Consider the following 22,293-nt stretch of genomic DNA (forward strand, 5'->3'; position numbering starts at 1 on the left):
TCGGCAAGCCGCCAGACATATCTCTCAGCTTTATGAGCGATATCTCTCGCAAGCGGATGTCACGTCATCCCAGTTCAATATCCTTGCGACCATCAAACGCGGGTCGAAACTCACAATGATCGAGTTAGCGCAAGCAATGGTGATGGAACGGACGACCTTGGTGCGAGCGTTGAGGCCTTTGCAGCGGAACGGACTGGTGGCCAACGAGGCGAACGGAAATGGCGTGCGGCGGTTGGAGTTGACGCTGACGGCGAGTGGGCACGCCAAGCTGGAGGAAGCAATGGTCTATTGGCGACTAGCCCGCGACGAATTTCAGCGTCAGTTTGGGCAGCAGCAGGCCGCTGCGCTGAGGGATGAGTTGTTTCGTCTCACACGGGAAGTTTCGAAAGATTAGCAAAAGATGAGGCCGATAGCCTACGCAGTTAAGCCAGTTTCCCATTTAACAAAGTGTATATACACAGGTAAAAACATGTCGAGTCCGTCTACCCCCATTTCTGATAATCCAAACCCGGCCGCCGAAACAACCAGGACGCGACGCATTCCGTGGATGCGCCTCGCTTACGGTGCGGTTGCGCTGGCACTTGTCGCGGCGTCTGGCTACTGGTACTTCGTGCTGCGCTTCGTGCAATCTACTGACGACGCCTATGTCGGCGGCAATGTCACGGTAATGGCTCCAAAAGTGAACGGTTTTGTAGATGACATTTTCGTACAGGACAACCAGCGCGTCACAGCGAACCAGGTGCTGATTCGCCTTGATGCACGTGACTACGACGCGAAGCTTGCCCAGGCGACAGCAGAGGTTGAAAGTGCCAGGTCTACTGTCGCGGAATTGCAGGCGCAATTGGTCCTGCAGGCTGCTGTGATTAATCAGCACGAGGCGGAAGTGCGTGCCTCATCCGCCGAATTGACGCGCAGCGGCCAAGACCAGGCTCGCTATCGTGAACTCGTCAAGGACGATGCAGTGTCCAATCAGATCGTCGAGCGCGCTGACGCTGATTTCTCCAAGGCTCAGGCTTCTGTTCAGAGTAGTAATGCAGCCGTTCTCGCTGCAAAGCGCCAACTGGATGTTTTGGGGGCGCAGATTAATGACGCTCAAGCACGCGTCAACACGGCCCTGGCGGGTCAGCGAGTCGCGCAACTTAACGTCGAATACACAACGATTCGTTCGCCTGTCGACGGTTATATCGGGAACCGCACGGCACGGGTCGGGATGTTGGCCAACATCGGTGCTCCGCTACTGACCGTGGTGCCTTCTACCGATCTCTGGGTAGATGCCAACTTCAAGGAAGACCAACTGAAGAAGATGCACGTTGGCGATAAGGCGGACGTTGAACTCGACGCGTCGAGCCAGCCATTGCACGGTTACGTCGAAAGTCTCGCTCCTGCCACCGGCGCCACCTTCAGCGTTCTGCCTCCAGAGAATGCAACTGGCAACTTCACGAAGATCGTTCAGCGTGTCCCGGTACGTATTCGCCTTGAAGTGCCGCATGGCATGGAGAACGTGCTACGCCCCGGTCTGTCGGCGACTGTCAACGTTCACCTCGCAGACGGCACGCAAGTCGCCAGCGGCCATTGAGCGAATAAGGTCAATATCATGACAACCTTTCAACCACTCGACCCTGCGTCACAGCCCCTACAACAGCGAGTTTTTGCATTCGCGCTTATGTGTCTGGGATTCTTTATGGCCACGCTGGACATTCAGATTGTCGCTTCGTCACTGCGGGATATTGGTGGCGGGTTGTCCGCAAGCCAGGACGAGCTGTCGTGGGTGCAGACCGCTTACCTGATTACGGAGATTCTTGTGATCCCGATGTCTGGCTGGCTTTCGAAGGTGTTTTCAACTCGTTGGCTATTCGTTGCCTCAGCAGTCGGCTTCACCGTCACAAGCATGCTGTGCGGCATCGCTTGGGATATTAATTCGATGATACTGTTTCGTGGCTTGCAGGGCGCGATGGGCGCCGCAATGATTCCAACGGTATTTACAACGGCGTTTGTGCTTTTCCCAGGCAAGCAACGCATTGTGGCCTCAACTACGATCGGCGCGCTTGCCTCGCTTGCCCCCGCTATAGGACCGGTGATCGGTGGCTGGATCACGGACCAATGGTCATGGCATTGGCTGTTTTACTTGAACGTCGTGCCCGGTGTGCTGGTCGCCGCGCTGGTACCGAAGTATGTCCACATCGACAAGCCTGATCTCTCCCTGCTGAAAAAGGGCGACTATCTGGGGATGCTGTTGTTGTCCGGTTTCCTTGGCTGCCTTGAATATGTACTCGAAGAAGGTCCCCGCAAAAACTGGTTTGGCGACCACGTCATCATTGCCTGTACCTGGATCTCTGCGATTTGTGGCTTCCTGTTCCTTGTTCACGCCTTAACAGCCAAGGATCCGATTATTGATCTGCGAGCGCTCCTCGTGCGCAACTTTGGCATTGGCAGCATCCTTTCATTCATCATCGGAATCGGGATTTTTGTGGCGGTGTTTCTCACACCTCAGTTTCTCAGCCAGGTGCGGGGCTTCAGTTCGCTACAAATAGGCATCGCGTTGCTTTCGGTTGGCGCATTCCAACTGGTCGCCTTGGTTGCGTATGCGTTCGCAACCAAATACATCAGCATGCGCAAGCTCCTAGTGTTTGGCTTAATCTGCTTCGGACTTGGCTGTTATCTGTACGTGCCCCTTACGCACGACTGGGGCTGGCAGCAACTGCTGTTGCCACAGGCACTGCGTGGTATCGGTCAGCAGTTCGCGGTGCCCCCGATTGTGACAATGGCGCTCGGTTCGTTACCGCAGTCACGCCTGAAGTCCGCAAGTGGACTGTTTAATCTGATGCGAAACCTAGGCGGTGCGATCGGTATTGCGGTAAGCGCAACGATGTTGAACGATCGCCTTAACTTTCACTACTTGCGCCTGAACGAAAGCGTGACCGTCGGCCGCCCACAGGTGGAATCCATCTTATCTGAGCAGTCCGCGCATTGGACTGCGGTGGCGGGTGACGTCTTGAACACAACGCAGTCAGGTCTCGCAACTCTTCATTCACTGGTTTTGCGCGAAGCATTGGTGCTTACCTATTCAGACACATTCTTCGTACTGTCACTGTGTTTTGTCGTCGCCGTAGCCAGCCTTCTGTTCTCTAACCCTATTTCGAACGCCGCGCCTCCGCCGGATGCACATTGAGGTAAATCATGAAAAAGCACTTGTTAGTAGTTCTCGCTAGTCTTTCGTTGGCCGCATGTGCCGTTCAGCCAGCCACGCATGCGAATCTGCCAGATACGGTTAAAACCGTCGTGCCGACAAACTGGAACGTTGAGGCGCCTCAGGATGCCGTCGATGCAACAACCTGGTGGTCGCAGTTCGGCGACCCGGTACTCACAGAACTGGTCGACTCCGTACTCACCGGTAATCTTGATCTTCAAGCAGCAGCCGAGCGGGTGAAGCAGGCACAAGCCAACACAACGCAAAAGCGTGCTGTCTTAATGCCGGAGCTCGACGCAACTGCAAAGGGTTCTGATACTCGGCAAAACGCTCCCCCTCCGCTTGGTTATGTACGCGAGGGCGGTGTAGGGCTTGCGTTGAGCTGGTCGCCTGACGTGTTTGGCGGCGAGCGGCTGGATTTGCTTGCGGCACGGGCGCAACTCGTCGGGCAGCAGCATGCTGAAGACGCGATAAGGCTTGCACTAGCAGCGGATACAGCATCGGCCTACGTAGATTTGCGCTGGGCGCAAAAAGAAATGCAGATTTTGAACGACAACCTTGGGATTCGGCAGCATGCCTTGCAACTCACCCAGGAGCGTCTGAAATTCGGATTGTCGACGCAGCTCGACGTCGCGCGCGCGCAAAATCAGCTGGATGAACTGCAGGCCAGAATCCCGCGTGCTCAATCGACGATTCAGCACGAGCTCAGCCTGATTGCCGTCTATACGGGCCGCACGCCCGAATCGGTCGACAAACTGGTGCTGGCGGCGCCTCGCCCCGTACCTACGCCCGATGGCGCGGTGCCGACGACTTTGCCGTCTGAAGCATTGTTGCGCCGTCCGGATGTGCTCGTGGCTTATGCCAAAGTCGAGCAGCGTGCCGCAGAGGTGGGTGTATCGAGGGCCGAGCGGTACCCAAAATTCCAGTTGAATCTTAGCGACGGATTGTTGGCCGCGTCCTATGTTGGATTGCCTACGCTGACCGATAATCTGTTCAGTGCGGCGTTAAGCGCGACAAGTCCCATCTTCAACGCCGGCCGAATCACGGCGAACATCCAGCAGAACGAAAGCAAGATGCGTGAATCGCAGTTAGATCTTCAGCAGACGATGCTTGAGGCGCTGAAGGAAGTGGAGGACACCCGGAGCGATCTTGTTAGCACGACGCAGTCCACAGAAAGTCTGACGCACGCCCTTGGAGCGTCAGACCAGTCACTGAAGCTGGCGAACCAGTTATACAAAGGCGGTGCAACGGATTTCTTGGACGTGCTGTCGGCGCAACAGACCTATCTTCAGGATTCGGACTCACTGAACCAGGCGAAACGAGAGCACGCGCTGGCAGCGGTTGCGTTGTATCGGTCGCTTGGCGGTGGCTGGAGCCAGACTCTCTCGGTTGTCGCGTCGAATGGGACGGCTCATTGAGCGGCAAAGTTTGGTGGTAGTCGGTCTCGCACCGACTACCGAAAGAAACGACAGGCGCCGAGCGGTTCATATCAATGACAGCGCAGGCCAGCTGAGTTTCCCGTGCTTAGTATCGGCGAGACCCATCTTTAGCTATCGAGCTTTCGCGCCAACCGAATGAGCGTAGCGCGATTGCCAACTCCCATTTTCTGGAATGTGCGGTCCACGTGAGTGCATACGTCGTGAACGAAATTCCAAGCCGTTCCGCAATCTGCTTATCGAGCAGTCCTTCGACGATGAGGGACACCACCTCTCGTTCGCGTGCGGTCAATGCTTTAACAGCGTGCTCGGAAATCGCGTATGTCACATGCAATTCGGGCGTGGTAGTGCCGGTTTTCGAGCGCGCGAGCGCTGAAGCTAAGGATGGGCGGATGAGTTCAACCAGCGCGAAATCGTGCGCCGAAAAATTGTCCCGGTGACGTGTGCGCCAGATTCGCAGATCTCCAATGTTTTCATTTCCCAACCGCGAGACTACGTCCATGCCCCAATACAAACCGATGAGGCGTAGAGGTTCAGTAACGAGTTCCATTTCGAAACAAATTGGTACGATATCCGAATCGTCGATTTAGCATTGCAGCAGTGAGTTCTGAAAAAGTCCATATGAAGTGCATGCCCATGCGGAAGGGGCACATTCGAAAGCTTTTGGGGTAGGGCGATAAAATGAAGCAGTCTTTTCAACATGGTCTTGTCGTTAGCGGTGATTTGAGCGCGCGTGGTGCCTTGAGATTAGATGGCGCAGGATGTGTGCACTGAAAATCAATGGACACCTTCCATGACACAGAATGATTCAGATTCAGATTTTTTGCCGCTTAAGGTCATCAGCGTGGGTCGGGACGGCAAACGGCGTTTTGACAAACGGGACAGGCAGAGATTGATTGAGGCTTGCCTGCAGCCCGGAGTATCGGTGGCGGGCATGGCGCTGAGGGCTTGGGTGAACGCAAATTTACTGCACCGGTGGATCTGCGAGCACGAGAAGACGTACCGCGGCGAGGGCGCGACGCAGGAGTCAAGGGACGCGGCAGCTTTTGTTCCGGTCGTCGAGATTGCTTGCGCCGACCCACAACCGCCACTTCCCCAGTTGCCGCCGCCGCACCGCGACGCCACGCGTGTCGCGCAGCGCCCGTTGGCACCATCGCGCATGACTGTGGAAATGCCCAATGGCATCACACTCAGACTCGAATGCGGTGCCCACGACGCGACGCTGGTATCGGCGATGATCGAAACGCTGGGGCGCGGTGATGTTCCGACTGGACGCTGAACTGCGGGTCTATCTGCACCGCGACGCGGTTGATTTTAGGAACGGGATCAACGGTCTCGTTATTCTGGTCGAGCAGTCCATGCAGCTTGACCCGTTTGCCCGGGCGGTCTTCGCCTTCCGTAACGAGCGGGCCAACCGCATCAAGCTGCTGTTTTACGAGCGCTCGGGTTTCTGGCTGATGATGAAACGGTTAGAGGCGGACCGTTTCGCCTGGCCACGCCGACAGCAGGCGGTGATGGAATTGACGAGCGAGCAGCTCCACTGGTTACTTGAAGGTATCGACATCGACGCCGTGCGTCGTCATCCTTCAAGGCAGTACCGACACGTGAGCTGAACGTGTTCAGTAGCAGCGCGCCGGGCGTATCGCGCGCGACGCCCGCCGCGATTGTTACACTTTGACGTAAACCCATCCGGTGTGCGGCGTCGGTATCCTTTAGGACACGGATATCGACGCCAGTCATCCGTCCGCTGAGGACGATCTCAAACAGCTCTCGCCCGATGAGCTGATCGCGCGCATTCTCGAGCTTCAGTCCCACAACCAGCAACTTGTGCAACGCGTCGGGCAACTCGAGGAGTTGTTCCGTCTGGCGCAGCTCAAGCGCTTCGCGCCGAGCAGCGAGAAACTCAAGGATCGCATATTCGACGAAGCCGAGCAGATCGCCGCGACTGAACTCGGTGACGATGATTCGGATGACGCATTCGCGCTGCCCGATACGGGATTGCCGAAGCTTGATGAGCCCGAGCGCGGCAAGCGTGGGCGCAAGCCGCTGCCGGCAGAGTTGCCGCGCCGGCGCATCGAGTACGATCTGCCCGCTGAGCAGAAGAGACATCGGCGACTTATTGCCGTTTAACTTCGCCAAACGCACGCAGCTTGCGACAACCCACGTCTGAAGAGACTACGCTCGGGGTCCAATCGGCGTTCGACACGCTGCCGGCCTGAGTCGATCATTGATCGTGACGTGCACGTGCTCCGCTATAGCCGCGTGCGGAACCAACGCGGCTATAGCGACCTCCGTTAAAATAGTGGCTGCTCGCTCTCCAGCATCGACCAGCGGAAGTCATCCTATGACCAGGACAAATCTCAGGGCCATCAGCATTGCTCCCGACCACAATAAGGCTCATCTGTCGAAGGGGCAAAAGGCATTCAACACGCTGATCAAGCAGATCGAAAAGCGGCGTGCTCGGCTGAGTGCCTGGGAGGCTGCAATGCCTGCCTTCCATCGGAAATACCTTAGCGAGTTCGCGCCCCTTGAGCAAACTTCCATCGAGTTGCGTACCAAGCTCGTTTATCGCCTGGAACAAACATACGATATGAAGGGGCTGACTAAATCCGAGCGGCGCACGATTGCCGACCTGATCAGCGACTTGGCGGGGGAGTTGGTCGCCGAGAGCGATGATCCGGAACTTAAGACGATTTACAACCGTTACAGCGAATCTGACTTTGACAGTGAAGCTGCCGCCGAGTTTGATGATATGAAATTCGCGCTCGAAGCCATGCTCGGCGTTGAGTTAGGCGACGACGTTGACATGAGTTCGCCCGAGGATGTGCTGCAGCGCGCGCAGGCGCAAATGGAGCAGCTCCGAAAACAAGACGCCGTCGAAAACCAAGCTCGTGAAGAACGACGCGCGAAACGAAAAAAAACCCCTAAACAACTCGCTGCAGAGGCACGAGAACAAGCGGAGCAGGCAGAGCTCAGCTTATCGATTCGCGAGGTCTACCGAAAACTAGCCAGCGCTCTTCATCCTGATCGAGAAACTGATCCGCAGGAACGTGAGCGGAAGACCGCTCTCATGCAAAGGGCCAATCAGGCGTATAGCAAAAACAGCCTGTTGCAATTACTTGAGTTGCAGTTGGAGCTGGAACATATCGACCAAAGCGCCATCAACAACATCGGCGAAGACCGGTTGAAACACTACAACAAGATACTAAAGGAACAGGTCGGTGAACTCGACCACGAAATCCTGCATGTCGAGAACGGATTCAAGCACAGCTACGGAATTCCACCCTTCATCGACGTGTCGCCCGGCACCATCATGCGCAATCTTGCCTCTGATATCTTCTCGCTGCAGGAGAGCCTCCACGCCCTTGAACATGACCTGCTCGTATTCGAAGACATCAAGCAACTGAAGGAATGGCTAAAGATTGTGAAGCGGTCATTGGCCGCGCCGCGTTACGACGATATGCCGTTTTAGCGGACCGCTAATCCTCACGCTTCCTTCGTAGTGTGGAGAAAACACCGCTTACGTCTTGTCGAAATTGAGCTGTATGTCGACGAGAAAACTTGCTAGCTTCGACCACTCCCGCCTTGGTAAGCGTGAAAGGGTTCGCCCCGGTCTTGTCGATCGTAGTTTTTAATTTGTGTGCAGCTATGATATTGACGTTGTTCCGCCATATGCGGGCGTCCAGCCACCACGTGATTTTGTTTGAATCTGTCGTGAAGGTTCATTCATCGTCGCCGAGAATGGTGGAGACGACGTCCCCATTTGCACGCACCGAATACGAATCAATCTGTCGAATGCTTTCGGCCAACTAATCCCAATATTGGGATTCAAACGTGGTCACCGCGTCAGCGCGGGCGTTGATATCGCATCAATCAATACGGCTATTTTCGTACCAATGCATGAGGGGACTTCCCGAACGCTGATTTGAATGTGCGACTGAAATGAGAAAGATCGCTAAAACCGAAGTTTAGTGCCGCTTCAGTAACATTCCTTACTCGTCCCTCGGTCAGCGCAAGATGGCTGGCGCTCAGGCGTTGCTGCCACAACCATCTTATGGGCGTGGTGCCTTCGGTCGCGAAGACTCTGTTGAGAGTTCGCGGGGCCATATTCTGGGCCCGCGCAATCGTCTCAAGGTCCATACCGGCCTCATGCAGATGGGCGAGCATATAGCCCTTAACCTGCTCCAGAAGGCGGTGGTGTCTGGATGTCAGGAGAAGCTCATTCGAGGCCTGTGCATCAAGTGTGGTGGCAAGGATGTCGAGTGCGGAGCCACCAAGGCGATCGATGGTGGGATCCTTCAATTGCTCGTCAAGCCCCATAATCTGGCGAACAATAGTTCCCGCTAACTCGCCAAGCTTTGATTCGCCGGAAATGCGATTAGCAATAAGTCGACCGGCTGAGGGTAGGCGCGTTTCAAGCATCGGGCGAGGGATGTTGAGCATAATGCCCGAGTAACTTTCCTGGAATTCCAGGGTGAACGGCCGCGCCTGGTCGTAAAGGAACAGGTCGCCGGCCCGCGCTGTCATTTCCCTGCCCTCCTGCGACACGCTAACGCCACCTTCTTCCACCAGAAAGACCATGAAATGGTCGCGCGGATCCTTGCGAATGTCGGATGGGCTGCGAATAAGACGGGCAGCGCCAAAACCAGCCGACGAAACGCCACTCAGCGAAAGCGGTCCGAATTGCCTGCGTGCAATGCTTGCGCTGAAGAGCTCCCCAGTCTCACGTTTATATTCAGAAGCCGAATAGTCTCGGCACGTGACGTCGTGCCAGTGATCGATGCTGTCGCCGGCTGCCACCACGAGCTCATCGCCAAGTGCCGTCATGTCACCTCCCGGTCAGTTTCGAACCAGAAACTGCGAAGCCGCGAGGTGTTTCCCTTCTCGGCCAGCCGGCTGCCGACTCTTCTAAGTTTAGGGTGCGTTCGTATATTTTGGAGAGTGGCACGATCAGCAAAGCATATGGCATTTCGGGTCGAGCGGCAACTTAAGGCACGGCGATAAGCTGCACCGTGCCTACTGAAGTTTCCTTTAAACGAACGGAAAACCATCATGTCAAAAGATTTCACGAATACATCCAAAAATTTGCACGACCTCACGGTTACGGAAGCTGCAGCTGCCATTAAGGACGGCTCGGTTTCGGCCAGTACCTATGCAGCGGCACTGTTAAGCCGAAACCGCGACCTCAAGGGTAGGAACGCTTTCATCACGATCTACGAAGACGTAGTGCTCGAAGCGGCAGCGAAAGCCGACGAGCATCGCAGCGCTGGCAAGATATTGGGGCCGCTCCATGGCGTGCCGATCGCGGTTAAAGATAGCATGAACACTTTCGATCTGCCGACGTCCATCGGCACGAAGGTCCTCGCAGGGTTCAGGCCGAAGAAAGACGCAACGATTGTGGCATCACTGCGCAATGCTGGCGCGGTTATCTTTGGCAAGAACAACCTAGTAGAAATGTCCTACGGTTTGACGGGCTTGAACGCGCACTACGGTCAAGCAGTCAATCCGTATGACCTGACGCGAGTGACTGGTGGCTCTTCGGGTGGCGCCGGCGCCTCCGTTGGCGGCCGTCTGGTGCCCGCCGCGTTCGGGGGTGACACTGTCGGCTCAATCCGGGTTCCCGCGTCGTTCTCCGGCGTAGTTGGCTTCCGTCCGTCGACAGGTCGCTGGGCCGGCACCGGCGTCGCGCCGATTGCCAATACGTTCGACACGCCGGGACCGATGGCACGAAGCGTTGCAGACGTGGCGCTGCTTGATGCAGTCGTTACGGGCTCGTCACTCTCCCTCGCTAGCTCTTCTCCCAAATCGTTGAAAGGCGTACGTTTCGGCTTTGCTCCTCAAACACACCTGGACCTGGTCGACCAGGAAGTTGAACGTACGTTCTACGAGTCGCTTGCTAAGCTGAAAGACGCCGGCGCAGAAGTTGTAGAAATCGATCTTGGCGACGATTTCCAGACCCTCGCATATCAAGCGAACTGGCCGATTTTCTTCCACGAAACGATGCCGCACGTTACGGAATATGTGAAAGAGATCCAGGCGCCTGTCTCGTTCGATGACATCTACAAGGGCCTCGGCGCAAACGTCGACTTCTTCTGGAGCGATGCAGTCGTACCGGGGGCGCCCAATTATGTTTCCGTCGCGGACTATCAGCACTCGCTCAACGTGTTGCGCCCGTCGCTTCAGCAGCGTTACGCCGATGCGTTTCGTGCGAACGGGATTGAGGCAATTCTGTTCCCGACGACGCCGCTTGTGGCCCCTCCGATCGGCACCAACTCGGTGGTAACGATTGCGGGCAAGGAAGTGCCAGCTCTCAACATCGCGAAGAACGTGTTCGCTTCGAGCTGTGCCGGTCTGCCTGGTATCAGCATCCCGATGGGGCTCTCCTCCGGCGGTCTGCCGATCGGTCTCGAACTCGATGGAAAGGCGGGTGATGACGTTAGACTTCTGGATATTGCTGCTCTGGTGTCTTCGGTCCTGGGTTCGATTCCGGCGCCGAACGTCAATTGAGATTCCGACACAACGCGTGACATTCGAAGGCTTAGGTCAGATCAGTTCACATTGAGCTAAGTGGCCGCTCGACCCTTGCCGGTGATATAGGGTAATGCTGTCGGCAGGTAAAGTCGGAGACTTTACCTGCCGACAGTCGTTTCTGGCTGTCCATCGCTCGGAGCCTTTCGAGCACGTCGCATAAGAAGTTCTAGCGTACACTTTGCTCGGATATTGCGTGGTGCGAGGGAAAACGGACCATGTCGAATTGCAATGCCAGTAACTGCGTTTTGAGTGCTTCGCTTGGTGGTCATATGCAACGGAGCATTGCACGACGTCCGGCGACGGCGACCTAAACATGGGATAAACATTTGAAGAAAAACCCATCATGAAACGCTACGAGGCTCTCGCCAACTCGATCGCTGATGGGATCCGGTCGGGGCAAATTCCGATAGGCTCCCGCCTGCCGTCGCTCCGGCAGATCATCGCGCAGCGCGGTGTCAGTCAGTCAACGGTTTTCCGCGCGTACTATCTGCTAGAAGAGTGGGGGCTGATCCGCGCCGTAGAACGCGCGGGCTACTTCGTGACGCCCGGTGCGGCGGTCAAACAGGTGCCCTCGCATCAGGACATGCCGCTTGCCGATTCAACGAAGGTCGATATTAGCGATCTGGTGTTTTCCGTGCTCGATGCCGCGAAGCACCCCGACATCGTGCCGCTCGGCTCGGCGTTCCCGTCACCCCTGTTGTTCCCTTCAGCCCGTCTGCTCAAATCGCTGACCCATGGCACGCGCGCGCTCAGTCCATGGAGCACGGTCGTGGATCTGCCGCCCGGCAACGACCATCTTCGCCGCCAGATCGCGCTGCGCTATGTGGCCACCGGTGTATCGATCCCGCCTGAGGAGATCGTCGTGACCAACGGCGCGCTGGAGGCGCTAAATCTGTGTCTGATGGCCGTCACGCGTCCGGGCGACGTTGTCGCGGTCGAGTCGCCGGGCTTCTACGCGGCCCTGCAGGCCATTGAGCGGCTCGATTTGCGCGCAGTCGAGATTCCGGTCCATCCGGTCACAGGCCTCGACCTCGACGCGCTCGCCGCTGCGCTCGACAAGCATCCGATTCGCGCATGCTGGTTCATGACCAATTTCCAGAATCCCACCGGCGTCACCCTTTCCGACGAAAAGAAGAAGTTGCTCGTTGACATGCTTGCAGCGCGCGACGTACCGCTGATCGAGGACGACGTTTATTCGGAGTTGCACTTCAGCCGTGACCGGCCACTCCCTGCGAAAGCCTTCGATGGCAACGGACTGGTCATGCACTGCAGTTCGTTTTCGAAGACGCTTGCGCCGGGCTATCGTATTGGATGGGTGTCCGCTGGACGCTTCGCGGATCGCGTGCAGCGGCTCAAACTGATGACGACGCTCTCGGCCAGCATCCCTGCGCAGGCGGGCATAGCGGACTACCTGGAGCACGGCGGGTTCGACCGGCATCTGCGCAAGCTGCACGCCGCGATGCAGACGCAACGTGCAGCCATGGAGGCGGCTTTGCGGCGCTACCTGCCGCGTGAGGTCAGATGGGTGACGCCCTCGGGCGGTTACTTCCTGTGGCTGCAATTGCCGGACGCGGTCGATGCAATGGCGCTGCACCGGCTCGCGATCGGCCGTGGTATCAGCATCGCGCCTGGTCCGATCTTTTCTGCCAGGCACGCATTCCAGAATTGTGTACGGATCAACTTTGGGCATCCCTGGAGCGTCAGGATTGATGGAGCCATATGCGCCCTTGCCGAGATTCTCGATGACCCGGCGGTCCACGCATCAATCTGATTTATTTTCAGCGCGACCGTGATGAACCCGTTGCTGTTAAGCCATATTCCCCAATAGCAGCCGAGTTGGGCGGCCAATGTAGCGACCGCGACTTAGAAGCCCTGCATTGCGCTTGTCGAGTGCGCGACCAGGTGCACAAAGCCCAATAAGATCGCGCCGATGACCACTGCCATAAACACGGCCACGAACGGCAGCAGGAAAAAGTTCACGTTGGCGAAGTCCGCCTCATGCGACGCACGCTTACGCACGCCGAAGAAGCTGGATAGAACGATACGGACGAGTCGGAGGAATTCCATGGCGCTGCTCCTGTTGGTTTGGAATGCATGCATCATCCGGGAACCCAGGAATCGGAAACAGCAGCAGATTCGCGCAATGCGTAGTAAGCACGGGGCGCAATTCGTCGCGGTCCGCTATCTAAGTGGCCAATCTTCTCGCGCGTAAGCGTAATTCGCAACGGTGTAGATCGGATACTTACGTATGAGGTTGCATCCCGAAAATCGACGTGACGCCCCGCGGCCTTCGCGCTCGCACGTCAAGCGCAATTTGAGGCAGCGTTTGCAATGCTGAATGACAGTTTCCTACCAATCTGGCCATGATCGAGAGGAGCCTCACCAAATCGATATCTGTACGCCCATGGCCGGTCGGTGGTGAATCTCTTTTTCGGACTTTTCGATAACACTAAGCATCAGATCTGTACCCAACTGTCGCGACCGATGGGCATTGCGCCAGGCGTGGCTGTTGACAAGGCCACGCCCGGTGCCTGACCATCAAAGCAGTTCGATTGCCACGGCGATGCCTTGCCCGCCGCCGATGCACAGCGAGACGAGACCTCGCTTTAAGCCATCGCGACGCATCGAGTGGATAAGACGCGTCATCAGGATTGCTCCCGTTGCCCCAATCGGATGCCCGTGCGCAATGGCCCCGCCTTCCACGTTCACGATTTCGTGGTTCAGTCCGAGTTTTGCGATTACGGCGAGCGGAACCGCCGCAAACGCTTCGTTGATTTCAATCCGATCAACGTCATTAAAGGTCCATCCGGCGCGTCCTATCGCCTGTTCCAGAGCGGGGACAGGGCCAAGCCCGAACATTCCCGGTTCGACGGCCGCGACGCCGTAGCCCCGCAGTCGCGCGACCGCATTGAGACCTTTGGCGTCGGAAAACGACCGGCTTGCCACAACCATTGCGGACGCCCCGCTATTCAACCCAGGGGCGTTGCCGGCGGTAATCGTGCCGTCCTTGCGAAAGGCGGGGCGCAGCTTGGCCAGAGTTTCGTACGTTGTGTCAGGTCGCGGATGCTCGTCCTTGTCAAACGTGACAAGACCTTTACGCCCTTTAAGTTCCACCGGGACGATTTCCGTAACAAACTTCTTTGCTACCTGCGCGTTTCCAAAAAGCTGTTGTGAACGCTCGGCCCAACGGTCCTGTTGCTCGCGTGTCAGACCGACAGCGCTAACGAGGTCTTCGGTATGCCATCCAGAGTGCTCTGATGAAAACGCATCCACGAGTCCATCCGTAAGCATGCTGTCGAGCACTTCGACATTCCCCATGCGAGCTCCCCAACGGCCGCTCGGTAAAAGATACGGGGCTCTGTCCATGTTCTCCATTCCACCGACGACTACTGCGTTCGCTGCCCCGAATGCGATTTCCTGTGCGCCAGCAAGGAGGGCCTGAACACCCGAACCACAAACCCGATTGACGGTCTGTGCCGGTACGAATACAGGAATTCCGCCATTTATCGCTGCCTGACGAGCAGGGTTCATGCGGTTCCCCGCCTGAACCACATTGCCCATGACGACCGAAGAAACTTCTTCCGGCTTGATGCCGGACCGGCTAACCGCAGCCTTGATTGCAATCGCGCCAAACTCAGTGGCGGGCACGTCCTTGAACGACCCACCATAAGTGCCAATCGCCGTACGTACCGGCTCACAAATTACGGTATCAAGCTTATCTAGCATTCGAATGTTCCCGTCAGTAAAGAAATCGTCCAGCACTTTCTGCTGGAGGTTCGAACTCAGTCTCAAGCAGGGTATTTGCACTAGATCCCTCATCCTCAAGACTGAATGTTTGGTCGGTTCGACACCGAGGACTAAGCGCGTTCAATCCACGACGCGGAAATCATCGCCGTACGTCCCGCATGTGTCAGATTGTCGTCAAAACCTACGAGCGTTGTCGGGCGAGCTTCATGAACTGCTCTGTAGCGGCGGGACACACGCTCTAATTCGGGGACGCGCCCATCCTTCCCCCTATCGAGTCGCTGAGTTCATGCAATACTATACGAGTATATGCACTTATATGCTTGGGACTATCATCAGCGAGCAGGAGGTCCTACAGTTTGTTCGGTGGTCTAGGTAGCAGAAGGGGTGACCTTCACGAATCGAGGAGTTGCGGTAGCGGCACGCTTTTGGAAGGTCCCACTGCCATGCAAATGCAAATTGACGAACGGTGCTTGCCGTGAGTGAGTTTGACATACAGATTTGCGTGCGAGCTAGAAGAGCAACGGAGTTGCTATCACGATCGTCGCGTGCAGGTTGGACCGGGGAGAGGCCTGCGGGCGGCCTTCGAAGCTATTGTTTCGCCGCTGCGCCCGACAGCATTTCTGACAGAAACGAGGTAAATAGTCTAACTTTCTCGGAAGGCATCCGTCCGGCAAAAAGACGGCGGTGACCTCCATTGGGGGTAAAGCGTAGCGAGGCATTAGCGAGATCAAAGTACCGGAGTCGAGCTCCGGTTTACACCCGGAGTAGGGGAAGGGCGTTGCTGCCGCAATTGAAAACCTGGGTCGGTGAGAATCTGCAACCTCAAGAAGCCACGCTAGGTCTTGTTGTGCCGATGCACATCCGGCTCTTTACGCCTTGGGATTCTAAGTGAGCGTCGAATCGCTTGCGACGGATACTTCTCGAGACGACGATTGACTATTCGGAAACCCGAAGGCGGATTTTGGTCGAACTGAGACGATCGCGGCCTGATCCAGTTCGACTGCCGCCGAATACAGTCCAGAACCCTCAGTAGAATTTCCATGCGAATTTTCCGTGAGCCGGATGGGCCTCTCTCGTGTGCAACAAACGCCCGTTTTCTCGGGTCTGTATGCTAGTCCCCCCGCGTCAGAATACTTGTCGCCCCGATAGAATCGATGAACCGGGGGCGATGATGAGAAAACGAATTGGCAAAATACGGACAAGCATTCAAGGACAGAGCGGTTGCGCGGTTGCTGCCGCCGGAGAGCGCGGCGTTGGAAGACGTTGCACGTGAGGTTGGCGTGGGAGTGGCGACGCTGGAGCGCTGGCGCAGTGATGCGCTGTCCAGGCCCGCTCGCGAGCGGGCCTGGACAGCGGCGGCCCGATTCGATGCCGTGCTGACGACCGCTGCGATGGACGAGGCTGGCAAGAGCGCGTGGTGCCGCGCCAACGGCGTGTATCCACAGGAGCTGGCCACCTGGCGGCAAAGCGCCACGCAAGCATTGGCTAAGCCCGAAGAGGCGCGTGCCAGCCCACAGCAAACCCAGCAGGACCGGCGGCGCATCAAGGAACTCGAGCGCGAGCTGCTGCGCAAGGACCGTGCGTTGGCTGAGACGGCGGCCCTGCTGGTGCTATCAAAAAAAGTCGCGGCGATCTTCCGCACGGGCGAGGACGAATGATCGGCCTCGAAGATCGCCAGTCCTTGGCCCATGACATCCATACCGCGCACAAGGCCGGCGCACGGCTGCGTCTGGCCTGCGAGACGGCCGGCATCGATGTGCGCACCCTGCAGCGCTGGAATGCCTGCGAGGGCCTCGTCACGGGCGATGGCAGGCCCAATTCGGTACGCCCGCAACCCGCCCATGCGCTGAGCGCCGTCGAGCGTGCTGAAGTGCTTCGCGTGGCCAACGAGGCGCGCTTCGCCGATATGCCTCCTGCGCGCATCGTGCCAATGCTGGCCGACGAGGGCGTCTACATCGCCAGCGAATCCACCTTCGCCCGCGTGCTGCGCGAGCACGGGCAGACCGCACACCGCGGCCGGGCCAAAGCGCCAAAGGCTGGCCGGCCGCCGACCACGCACATCGCTTGCGCACCACGGGAAGTCTGGTGCTGGGATATGACGTACTTGCCCGCCGAGGTCGTCGGTCAATGGTTTTACCTGTACCTGATCCTGGACCTGTACAGCCGCAAGATCGTCGGATGGGAGGTGCACGAGCGCGACGATGCCAGTCACGCTGCCCATCTGGTGCGGCGCACGGCGCTGGCCGAGGGCATCGTTACTCTGGCGGACAAGCCGGTGCTGCATGGAGACAACGGCTCCACGCTCAAGGCCACGACCGTGCTGGCCATGCTCCACTGGCTTGGCGTGAAGCCATCGTACTCACGCCCACGCGTCAGTGACGACAACGCCTATGCCGAGGCGCTGTTCCGCACGGCCAAGTACCGCCCGGAGTTCCCCGCCACGGGCTTCGCCGAGCTCAATGCTGCACGCAACTGGGCGAGCGACTTCGTGCATTGGTACAACTTCGACCACCGTCACAGCAGCATCCGCTACGTCAGCCCGGCGCAGCGCCATGACGGAGACGATCACGCGATCCTCGCCGCTCGTCACGAGGTGTATGTCCAGGCGCGGGAACGTAACCCGGCCCGCTGGTCAGGCTGCATGCGAGACTGGACGCCCATCGGTGCCGTCACGCTCAATCCGGAGCGCGAGTCAGTCGTCACGATGGCCTCGCACGCCACACTTAAACAGCCTTTGGCTGCATGACTGAGGCGACAAGTACCTTGACACGCGCCGTAGTCTTCAATTGAAGCCAGCGCGTACGCGGCGAAACAGGGTAGTGTCAGGTGACTGTCAATGATTTCGGTGCTGCGGTGGGCAAGACACATGCGAGTGGTGTCAGGTCGGGCATCCGAAGACTTTAGAAGTTGCCCTCGCATGTAGTGCCGTCGACAGGAGGCTATCGTGACAGCAACCTCGGATCATCCGATGGACGGAATTGAAGTCCGGCCATTGAAGTTTGACCTTTCGGCGAAAACTATCGCGGATTGCGTTTGGAGCAGAACCTCTCCCCAATTTTCGGTTTTTATGAATGCCGTTGGAATTCACGTACCTCATTTCGAGAGGTATCTTATTGCGGCGTTACGTCAGGCCAAACCGCAGATCAAAGACGAAAAGCTGCGCAACGATGTGTGCGCAATTATCGGACAAGAAGCAAATCATGCGAGTAACTACGAACAGTTTTCCCGACGCTTATCGGGCCGGTATCCGAAACTCGCCGCAATTGACACGCGTTCGGCCAACTATTTTTCAAAGCACACTCAAAAAGATTCCGTAAAACGACTACTCGGGTTTACAGCAGGCTACGAGACGTTTTCTTTCCTCGCCGGACTGATCATCTTGGATAACTACGACAAATGGTTCGCGGATGCTGACCCGGAAATTAAGGCCTTCTGGATTTGGCATCAAGTCGAGGAGGTCGAGCACGGTGCTGTCGCTTTCGACGTCTACCAGTATTTTTATAGCACCGACGAAATTTACCGGAGATGGATGATCACTGTTGCGATGATGCGGGTCGCACTGGAAACAGTACAAGCATATGTTCATATGGCACGAACCGAGGGCTGGTTTCGGAACCCGTTTATTGGAATCGCCCGAATGAGTTTCTGCTCTGTGATGATGTGGCGTTTTGCAAGAAACGCATTTCCCGCCTATAAGAAGGGATACCATCCCCGCCTCCATCCGTTGGTTACGACCAGTCAGAATGAAATTCAGATGGGCTGGCGTCGCTTCCAGAAGGCGGGCGGGGATGTTCTAGCTATCGATCAGGATAAAATGTTGCGCATCCTTTCTTCGGACGACGCGCGTGAGTATCCGTAGAAAGGTCTGGCGATTGACGTGGCATGGTCGTACCTGGGATTAAGAAAGGTCAGAAAGAAGACTGTCGGCGATGAGAAGGTCTGCGGTGCTGAGACCTTCTGTAAAACGGGAACGTACGTCTTCGATGACAGTTCGAGCCTCTTCATGACGGGATTGATTTTTTCGTACTCGCGCGAGACTTAGCGCCGCGCGCAATTGCCACGCGAGCAATCCTCGTTCACGCGCTGAGTCAATCGACTTTACAAATTCCTGTTCCGCTAGCGACTCCGAATCACGGGTGCCAAGCCTAAGAAAAATCTCGCCTGCAATTCGATGGAGCTCCGGCGAAGATGTCCTGTCTCCCGTACGTTCTGCGTGTTCAATCGCGTTCGCTACTATCTTTGCTGCAAGGTTTGCTCTGCCATTTAAGGTTAATTGCGAGCAAAGCTCCGACAACGTCCCTGTCAGATAGGGATTGAAACGCCACCCAGAGTGGACGCTAGCGAAGACGGGGTCAATAAGCCGATCGTACGCAGTGGCATCGCCCTGTGCCGAGATAATCAGACCTTTCCATAAATCGACATATGGCGTCCAGGTCGCCATGCCGTGAATGCGAGCGATCTCAGACAAGCAGTTAACCTGATCATATAGCTGAGATATAGGCCCCGTTAGCAAACTGAGAGGGCATGAGCACATCAACCGCGAGTACCAGCAATTCAAGGCATGACCGAGCGTATCCGCCCGCTCCATAGCCCGCCGCATCGCTTCCTTCGCCTGGTCCGCATATCCCTGGACCCAAAGCGTATGAGCAAGGGCACATTCTGCGGCAACATGCCCATCAACCTGAAAATCGTGGCTTAACGCATTCGATGCCGACGGGGCACGGGAGAGAAATGCTGCCAGATGCGAGCGCGCCTCGCCCAAATCACCAAGACAAAACCGCGACGCACCGAGCATCTGTATGCCGCTTGCTGCGTCCTCGGGCCGTTGCGCAGTCTCAGAAATCTGGGAAAACCGCTCGGCAAAGGACAGCGACTGATCAAACGGCCCAAGCAAGTGGGTTGTAGCCCACAGTCCGTGCAAAGACTTTAGCTCTAGTTCGACATCGGTTGAACCGCCTGCTAGCTCAAGCGCACGGTTGAACTCGGTTTGAGCGTCTTGAGCCAAGCCCTCATAGAGCAGTACCGCTCCCAGGGCCAAGTGCAATTTCACAGATCTTTTTGCGTCGACGATGCCTAGGGCGTCTATCTGTGCGATTGCATTTGCGACGTTCAAATGGCACTCGGCCACATATTCAACCTTCATCCAATAGGGAACGGCGGCTGTCACCAGTCGTATGCCTAACGCAGGGTCACCGCCGCTCGCGAAACACCATCCAAGCGCGAATCTGAGGTCGTCGTGGTAGTGCCGGAATGTATGTAAAAGCTCCTCCGGCTCGCCGCGCCCCCAATCAGACTCAACTCGCTCGAACTCCGCAAGGAAAAACTCGGCATGCCGCCTTGCGATCGTGGCGTGCTCTCCAGACTCGAGGAGTTTTTCGGCGGCATAGGTTCGGGTCGTTTCCGGCATACGATAGCTCGCCGTGCCACCAATCTGTGTAGCCGTAATTAACGATTTCGATACCAGATTCACCACCGCGTCCATGACTTCGCGTGCGAGCAACGTGGAATCCGACGCATTGGTCAGGGCCGTCTCAATCGAAAATCCGCCGACAAACACACTGAGTCTAGCGAATACGACGCGCTCAGGTAGCGGTAGCAAATCGTAACTCCAGTCAAAGGTATGACGTAAAGTTTGCTGTCGCGAAGGTACCGCTCTGCGTCCTTTGGTAAATAGCGCAAATTGGTCGTCGAGTCTGTCAGCAACGCCTTTTGCTCCAAGAAGCGCCACATTTGCGGCGGCGAGTTCGATCGCTAGCGGGATGCCGTCGAGCCGCTTGCAAATGCGCGCTTTGTATCTGACGACCTCTGCGTTACTGTCCATGGCAACGCCGGCCGACTTGAGTCGGCTGTCTAGGAGACGCACCGAAGCACTATTCGCTAATTCCTCCGGCGAACTCGACTCGTTCAAAGGCACCGCGAGCGCCGGAACCTGATAAGCATGTTCACTCACAATCCTGAGTGGTTCCCGACTGGTGGCTAAGACAGCGAGAAATGGCGCGCATCTCAAAAGTGTTTCGACCGTACTGGCTGAAGCGTCAATCAAATGCTCACAGTTATCGAGCACCAGAAGAATTCGTTTGTCACCTAGAGCGGCGATCGCCCGGTTTTCAAGAATGCATCCGTCCGCCGGTGGAAATCCAAGCGCAGCAGCAATATTCATCGGGACATAATCTCCGGACGGGAGATTCTCAAGTTCCGCAAAGCACACTCCGTCGAAAAATGTGCTTGAGAGGCTCCGTGCTGCTTCAATCGCAAGACTTGTCTTTCCTACACCGCCGGCGCCAACAAGAGTTACCAGCCGATATGCCTTTACGAGTGCAGCGATCGTCGACAACGACTTTTCGCGGCCAATCAGTGGAGAAAGCCTCTCAGGCAATTTCAGGCCGCCGCTGGGTTGGCGAGGGTCGGTATTGCTATTGATCTCCGCTACGAACTGATAGCCCCTTCCCGAAATCGTGCGGATTGCCGAGCGCTCCGCGCCGAGCGCCTTCCGTAGCGAAGACATGTGAGATTCGAGGGTGTTTTTGTCGACGACCCGGTTTGGCCAGACCGATTCAAACAGCTCATCTTTGCTTAGGATTGTGCCCGACCCCCTCGCTAGCGTCACGAGGAGGTCGAATGCGCGCTCTCCGATAATCAAGGGTTCCCCACGGCAACGAATTGAGCGTTCCGTAACCGAAACTTCGAAAGGACCAAAGGCGAAGGATTCAAATTTGACGTGATCGCTATTCATCTGCGAAGCGCTTATGAGAAGATTAACGAAACACTTATTGAACTAAAGTAGTTCTGACAATCACGACTGATCGCCCACCTCAATTATGGCGGAGCTATGAATGACCTTGTCAACTCCAATTTGCACGACGCAGGCCAACACGCTCGCGACGGCCTAGGTGCGTCTAACATGCCACGAGCAGTGACCCCCGGGCTGGCTAGTTCAGTATCGCGCTGGGCTTGGCCAAGTTGCTGGCACCGCGTGCGGTGTCACGTTCGGCGGGGCTCGGTAGCAGTGCGGCGCTTGTCCGGCTTTACGGGTTGCTGGAGCTTATATGCGGAATCGGCATCCTTGCTGCAGAGAAAGTGGCGCCGTTCCTTTGTGCACGCGTACGTGGCGATGTTCTGGACGTTGGAACTATCGTGCGCAGTCAAATACTGTCGATCGGCAAGGCCGAACTAGGGCGTTCGGAGCGGTAGTGCGAGTGCTTGGCGTCACAGCGCTCGATGTGTACGCGGCGCGTGGAATCCGCGAGGAGCTATCCAACGATGTTACGCCACCGATGCGCAATCATAGCAACCGCACCGGTTTTCCGTCCCCCGCCGGACGTAACGCGTGGCGGCGCTTGAGCGGACTTTGAGACTCCGCGCGACATACGCACGCCCGACGCACTGCGTGCC

16 protein-coding genes and 1 pseudogene are annotated in these 22,293 nt (G+C 56.8%); 12 read left to right on the forward strand and 5 right to left on the reverse strand.

Annotated features, from left to right (window positions below):
- The first annotated feature begins 115 nt into the window (after window positions 1-115).
- The 4 genes from AXG89_RS44450 to AXG89_RS28925 all read left to right on the forward strand — a co-directional run bounded on the left by AXG89_RS44450 (window position 116) and on the right by AXG89_RS28925 (window position 4,605).
- The gene (locus tag AXG89_RS44450) at window positions 116-394 is read left to right on the forward strand and encodes a hypothetical protein (protein WP_335671988.1); all 279 of its coding nucleotides are present in this window, start codon (window positions 116-118) and stop codon (window positions 392-394) included.
- Between the two features lie 75 nt (window positions 395-469).
- The gene (locus AXG89_RS28915; RefSeq protein ID WP_062173445.1) at window positions 470-1,576 is read left to right on the forward strand and encodes an HlyD family secretion protein; all 1,107 of its coding nucleotides are present in this window, start codon (window positions 470-472) and stop codon (window positions 1,574-1,576) included.
- A gap of 18 nt (window positions 1,577-1,594) precedes the next feature.
- Window positions 1,595-3,169, forward strand: a complete 1,575-nt coding sequence (locus AXG89_RS28920) for a DHA2 family efflux MFS transporter permease subunit (RefSeq protein ID WP_062173443.1) — start codon at window positions 1,595-1,597, stop codon at window positions 3,167-3,169.
- 8 nt (window positions 3,170-3,177) lie between these two features.
- Window positions 3,178-4,605: an efflux transporter outer membrane subunit gene (locus AXG89_RS28925; protein ID WP_062173441.1), complete on the forward strand. Its 1,428-nt coding sequence runs from the start codon at window positions 3,178-3,180 to the stop codon at window positions 4,603-4,605.
- A gap of 106 nt (window positions 4,606-4,711) precedes the next feature.
- Here the strand turns inward: AXG89_RS28925 and AXG89_RS28930 are convergent, their stop codons facing one another.
- On the reverse strand, window positions 4,712-5,173 hold the full coding sequence (locus AXG89_RS28930; protein WP_082771601.1) for a LuxR C-terminal-related transcriptional regulator: 462 nt from the start codon (window positions 5,171-5,173) through the stop codon (window positions 4,712-4,714).
- Window positions 5,174-5,416: 243 nt separating this feature from the next.
- On the opposite strand from AXG89_RS28930, the gene tnpA reads away from it, so the two are divergent.
- From tnpA to AXG89_RS28950, 4 genes and pseudogenes are all read left to right on the forward strand, one after another.
- Complete coding sequence (gene tnpA, locus AXG89_RS28935) at window positions 5,417-5,902, forward strand: IS66-like element accessory protein TnpA (protein WP_069638457.1); 486 nt, start codon at window positions 5,417-5,419, stop codon at window positions 5,900-5,902.
- A complete protein-coding gene (tnpB, locus tag AXG89_RS28940; RefSeq protein WP_062173435.1) occupies window positions 5,883-6,236 on the forward strand; it encodes an IS66 family insertion sequence element accessory protein TnpB in 354 nt (117 codons plus the stop codon). Before tnpA ends, tnpB begins: the two co-directional genes overlap by 20 nt.
- Window positions 6,237-6,405: 169 nt before the next feature.
- Window positions 6,406-6,726 (forward strand): annotated as a pseudogene (locus AXG89_RS28945) (transposase domain-containing protein); the annotation flags it as partial.
- Between the two features lie 241 nt (window positions 6,727-6,967).
- Window positions 6,968-8,095 carry a J domain-containing protein gene (locus AXG89_RS28950; protein WP_062173431.1) on the forward strand — a complete coding sequence of 376 codons (1,128 nt, stop codon included), beginning with the start codon at window positions 6,968-6,970 and terminating at the stop codon, window positions 8,093-8,095.
- 410 nt (window positions 8,096-8,505) lie between these two features.
- Here AXG89_RS28950 and AXG89_RS28955 read toward each other — a convergent pair whose 3' ends face one another.
- Complete coding sequence (locus tag AXG89_RS28955; protein WP_062173428.1) at window positions 8,506-9,450, reverse strand: helix-turn-helix domain-containing protein; 945 nt, start codon at window positions 9,448-9,450, stop codon at window positions 8,506-8,508.
- Between the two features lie 225 nt (window positions 9,451-9,675).
- On the opposite strand from AXG89_RS28955, the gene AXG89_RS28960 reads away from it, so the two are divergent.
- The gene (locus AXG89_RS28960) at window positions 9,676-11,130 is read left to right on the forward strand and encodes an amidase family protein (protein WP_062173427.1); all 1,455 of its coding nucleotides are present in this window, start codon (window positions 9,676-9,678) and stop codon (window positions 11,128-11,130) included.
- 367 nt (window positions 11,131-11,497) lie between these two features.
- A complete protein-coding gene (locus tag AXG89_RS28965) occupies window positions 11,498-12,925 on the forward strand; it encodes an aminotransferase-like domain-containing protein (protein ID WP_062173425.1) in 1,428 nt (475 codons plus the stop codon).
- A 92-nt stretch (window positions 12,926-13,017) separates the two neighbouring features.
- Here the strand turns inward: AXG89_RS28965 and AXG89_RS28970 are convergent, their stop codons facing one another.
- Together AXG89_RS28970 and AXG89_RS28975 are read right to left on the reverse strand one after the other, a co-directional pair.
- Window positions 13,018-13,221 (reverse strand): DUF2970 domain-containing protein, encoded by a 204-nt coding sequence (locus AXG89_RS28970; protein WP_062173423.1) that lies wholly within the window; start codon window positions 13,219-13,221, stop codon window positions 13,018-13,020.
- 471 nt (window positions 13,222-13,692) lie between these two features.
- On the reverse strand, window positions 13,693-14,880 hold the full coding sequence (locus AXG89_RS28975) for a thiolase family protein (protein ID WP_062174093.1): 1,188 nt from the start codon (window positions 14,878-14,880) through the stop codon (window positions 13,693-13,695).
- Window positions 14,881-16,085: 1,205 nt separating this feature from the next.
- On the opposite strand from AXG89_RS28975, the gene AXG89_RS28980 reads away from it, so the two are divergent.
- Both AXG89_RS28980 and AXG89_RS28985 read left to right on the forward strand, forming a co-directional pair.
- Window positions 16,086-17,647, forward strand: a protein-coding gene (locus tag AXG89_RS28980) for an IS3 family transposase (protein ID WP_119024700.1) whose coding sequence is annotated in 2 segments (ribosomal slippage) — window positions 16,086-16,524 and window positions 16,524-17,647 — 1,563 coding nt in all. Because the reading frame shifts where the segments join, the coding sequence is not laid out codon by codon here.
- 198 nt (window positions 17,648-17,845) lie between these two features.
- Complete coding sequence (locus AXG89_RS28985) at window positions 17,846-18,760, forward strand: metal-dependent hydrolase (RefSeq protein WP_144029440.1); 915 nt, start codon at window positions 17,846-17,848, stop codon at window positions 18,758-18,760.
- 39 nt (window positions 18,761-18,799) lie between these two features.
- Here the strand turns inward: AXG89_RS28985 and AXG89_RS28990 are convergent, their stop codons facing one another.
- Complete coding sequence (locus AXG89_RS28990) at window positions 18,800-21,634, reverse strand: winged helix-turn-helix domain-containing protein (RefSeq protein WP_082771600.1); 2,835 nt, start codon at window positions 21,632-21,634, stop codon at window positions 18,800-18,802.
- Between the last annotated feature and the right edge of the window lie 659 nt (window positions 21,635-22,293).

Source organism: Burkholderia sp. PAMC 26561 (assembly GCF_001557535.2).
GTDB lineage: Bacteria > Pseudomonadota > Gammaproteobacteria > Burkholderiales > Burkholderiaceae > Caballeronia.